Here is a 3788-nt window from a genome sequence, read left to right on the forward strand (position 1 = left end):
AGAGATTTAATCCATTTGTACGAGCGATAGAGATATTTAAATTATTGAACCGCCGTGTACGGAACCGTACGCACGGTGGTGTGAGAGGACGGTAAATAAATTAATTATTTACCTCCTACTCGATTCAAATTATTAAATAGTCGCCATGTCATTAGATATCATACGAAAATTAGTGTAAAATAAAAGAGATAAGCCAGTGCGTAATGGAGAAAGAAGGGTTAAGCGTGTCAATGTTTTTAGATCAGGTTAAAGTTAATGTAAAGGCTGGAAACGGCGGAAATGGAATGGTGGCATTCCGTAGAGAAAAATATGTTCCCGATGGGGGCCCTGCTGGTGGAGACGGAGGTACTGGTGGAGACGTTATCTTCGTAGTAGATGAGGGTCTGAGAACCCTGATGGATTTCAGATACAATCGTCATTTCAGAGCTGAGCACGGTGAAAACGGTATGTCGAAAGGCATGCACGGCCGAGGAGCAAAGGCTTTGTTTGTAAAAGTTCCACCTGGAACAGTTGTTAAAGATGCCGAAACTGGGCAGATGCTCGCAGATCTGGTCGAACACGGTCAGAAAGCAGTGGTAGCAAAAGGCGGACGCGGTGGACGAGGAAATATTCGTTTTGCGTCACCTAGAAACCCTGCACCGGAAATTGCCGAAAATGGTGAGCCTGGTGACGAAAAAGAAATCGAACTGGAACTGAAAGTACTGGCGGACGTTGGTCTAGTTGGATTTCCATCTGTAGGGAAATCCACTTTATTAAGTGTTGTCTCTCAAGCTCGTCCAAAAATCGGAGCCTATCATTTTACCACACTAGTCCCAAATCTTGGGATGGTACAGTCAGATGATGGACGAAGTTTTGTACTGGCAGATATGCCGGGACTCATCGAAGGGGCTTCTCAAGGTGTAGGCTTAGGGATCGAGTTTCTGAGACACATCGAAAGAACGCGAGTCCTGCTTCATGTTATAGATATGAGTGGCGTTGAAGGGCGTGACCCGGTCGATGACTACTATACGATAAATAAAGAACTCGAGCAGTATGACTTGAAATTAAGAGAGAGACCTCAGTTAGTTGTAGCCAATAAAATGGATATGCCTGATTCTGAAGAGAATTTGAAGACGTTCAGAGAAGAAATGGAAAAGTCCGGGGAAGAAGTAGAAATTTTTGAAATTTCAGCTCTTACCCGAAAAGGACTCAACCAAGTGATGAGCCGGACAGCTGACCTGCTTGAAACAGCTCCTGAATTCCCTCTTTATGAAGAGGAGACAGGGGAAGAAGAACGTGTACTCTATAAATTCACTCCAGAAAACAGAGAGTTTATGATTACAAGAGATTCGGATGGCACATGGGTCATTTCCGGAGACAAGGTTGAAAAACTGTATCAGATGACAAACTTCCAGTTCGATGAGTCTGTCATGAGATTTTCAAGGCAGCTGAGAGGTATGGGGATTGATGAAGCTCTTAGAGATAAAGGAGCTAAAAATGGAGATACAGTCAGACTTGATAACTTTGAGTTTGAATTTGTAGAATAAAACTGTAAAGGATAGTTATATGGATTTAGTATTTTTAGGGACAGGATCTGGAGTGCCGGCCAAACACCGGAATGTTTCCAGCATCGCATTGAAACTGTTAGATGAGCTTAACAGCATCTGGCTTTTTGACTGCGGGGAGGCAACACAGCATCAGATTCTGAAGACCTCTGTTAAACCGAGAAAAATCGACAAGATTTTCATCACTCATATGCATGGGGATCATATCTTTGGTCTTCCGGGACTTCTGAGCAGCAGAGCGTTCCAAGGAGGCGATACACCTCTAACCATATATGGTCCACCGGGGATCAGACAATATGTCTCAATGTCTATGAAATTGTCTCAATCTCACGTGAAGTACCCGATCGACTATGTAGAATTTACTGAAGAAGGCAAGCTGTTTGAAAACAGCCAGTTCATAGTTACTGTCAAAAGGCTGCGTCATGGCATTCCCTCATACGGATTCAGAATTCAGGAGAAAGACCGTGAAGGGGAACTGATGGCTGAAGAGCTGAAAGAACTTGGGGTGCCGTTCGGGCCCCTGTTTGGTCAGCTTAAACAAGGAAAAACAGTTACGCTGGATGACGGTCGTGTGCTGGATGGCAAGGCCTTCATCGGTCCAAGTCAGAAAGGAAGAGTGGTCACGATTCTAGGAGATACTTTGAAAACCCAGAACAGTGTTGAACTCGCACGCGGGGCAGATGTACTCGTTCACGAAAGTACATTCAAAGGAGATGACCAGGGTCTGGCTAGAAGCTACAACCACTCCACCAATATTGATGCAGCCCGAACTGCTCTTGAAGCCGGGGCTGAAAAGCTGCTTCTGACACATATCAGTGCACGGTATCTGTATGCTGACAGCAAGGAGATGGAAAAAGAAGCACGCCGCTACTTCCCGGAATCTTATGTTATGAACGACCTGGCAGAAGTAACTATACCTATTAAGAGAGAAGTGGAGATCAATGGATAGAGTTAAAGACAAAGTGATATGGATCACAGGCGCATCCTCAGGTATAGGAGAGGAACTGGCCTATCAGCTGGCTGAAAAAGGAGCTGTTCTGATTCTAAGTGCAAGACGAACGGATAAACTTAAGCAGATCAAAGAAGACATCAGAAATAAGTATGGTTCGCAGGCTCTTGTCTATCCACTTGATGTGGCTGATACCGATGCAGTTCAAAGAGCCGTAGCGCATGTCACAGATAAGATCGGGAAAATTGATGTGCTGATAAACAATGCCGGATTTGGTCATACAGAAACGTTTCTTGATTATGACTTCTCCAGAGTTGAAAACATGTTCAAGGTCAATGTCCTGGGTCTCATGCTTATGTCTCAGCTCGTTGGGAAACACATGGTTCAGTACCAGTCCGGTCAGATCATCAACGTCGCATCTATTGCCGGCAAAGTTGCAACACCTAAATCGGCTGTCTATTCAGCTACAAAATTTGCGGTTATTGGATTCAGCAATACCCTTCGCCTGGAACTGAAGGATCACAATATTATCGTGACAACTGTCAATCCAGGGCCGGTTGATACTGAATACTTTGATGAGTTTGATCCCGAAGGGGAGTATCTGAAGAATGTCAGCACAGTTGTCCTCCCAGTTGACTATGTCGCTTCAAAGACAATCAAAGCTATCGGCAGACAAAAAAGAGAAGTGAATATGCCAGGGCTGTTAAATGCTGCATCCAAAGTCTACACTCTTTTTCCAAAAACTGGAGATAGGATTGTCCGTACAATGTTTAACAGGAAATAAACACCTGTAATGAAAATCTCTCGAAGTTATGGTATTCTTAAGAAAATAATAAGAGGTAACCGAAAGGAGATTAGCTTTATGAAAAGGCAATGGAGCATGGTGGGGGCAATTGTTCTCTTCCTTGCAATCGCTTTTCTTTCAGTGCTTAATGTTGACCCAGTACCTATAAACTTCGGCTTTGCTACCGTAGAATGGCCACTCATTATTGTCATTTTCGGATCAGTGCTGCTCGGAGCTTTGATTGCGACATTATTGTCAACTGTAAAGGTTTATAGAAATCAGAGAAAAGATAAAACCAGAGACAGTCAGACCCGGCCAGGCAGAAAAACACGTTCTGGCAGGCGGACATCAGACAGTACTGTTGATGAATCTGATGAATTATAGAGGTAACTCCCAATAATCTATGAAAAATTATGTTTCCCAAATTTCTCGTTGCTCGTATGATGATTTCTGTCGATGAAGGTAATATAATCCAATCCTTGTCTGGATTAAACAGCTTTATAACAGATCC

At 43.6% G+C, this 3788-nt stretch carries 4 protein-coding genes; all 4 read left to right on the forward strand.

The features are described from left to right. Window positions 1-230 precede the first annotated feature (230 nt). The 4 genes from obgE to ACYQ4S_RS11110 all read left to right on the forward strand — a co-directional run bounded on the left by obgE (window position 231) and on the right by ACYQ4S_RS11110 (window position 3661). A complete protein-coding gene (gene obgE / locus ACYQ4S_RS11095) occupies window positions 231-1526 on the forward strand; it encodes a GTPase ObgE (protein WP_346024578.1) in 1296 nt (431 codons plus the stop codon). A 19-nt stretch (window positions 1527-1545) separates the two neighbouring features. Further along, a complete protein-coding gene (gene rnz / locus ACYQ4S_RS11100) occupies window positions 1546-2493 on the forward strand; it encodes a ribonuclease Z (protein ID WP_346024575.1) in 948 nt (315 codons plus the stop codon). Beyond that, window positions 2486-3277: an SDR family NAD(P)-dependent oxidoreductase gene (locus ACYQ4S_RS11105; protein WP_346024576.1), complete on the forward strand. Its 792-nt coding sequence runs from the start codon at window positions 2486-2488 to the stop codon at window positions 3275-3277. The genes rnz and ACYQ4S_RS11105 overlap by 8 nt, the downstream gene beginning before the upstream one ends. A 78-nt stretch (window positions 3278-3355) precedes the next feature. Next, a complete protein-coding gene (locus ACYQ4S_RS11110) occupies window positions 3356-3661 on the forward strand; it encodes a LapA family protein (protein ID WP_346024577.1) in 306 nt (101 codons plus the stop codon). The last annotated feature ends 127 nt before the right edge of the window (window positions 3662-3788 follow it).

This window comes from Alkalibacterium sp. s-m-28, assembly GCF_054658175.1.

Bases quoted from the DNA above. Each gene is read 5' to 3' on its own strand.
- rnz (WP_346024575.1), top strand. From the start codon at position 1,546: ATGGATTTAGTATTTTTAGGGACAGGATCTGGAGTGCCGGCCAAACAC.
- ACYQ4S_RS11110 (WP_346024577.1), top strand. From the start codon at position 3,356: ATGAAAAGGCAATGGAGCATGGTGGGGGCAATTGTTCTCTTCCTTGCA.
- obgE (WP_346024578.1), top strand. From the start codon at position 231: ATGTTTTTAGATCAGGTTAAAGTTAATGTAAAGGCTGGAAACGGCGGA.
- ACYQ4S_RS11105 (WP_346024576.1), top strand. From the start codon at position 2,486: ATGGATAGAGTTAAAGACAAAGTGATATGGATCACAGGCGCATCCTCA.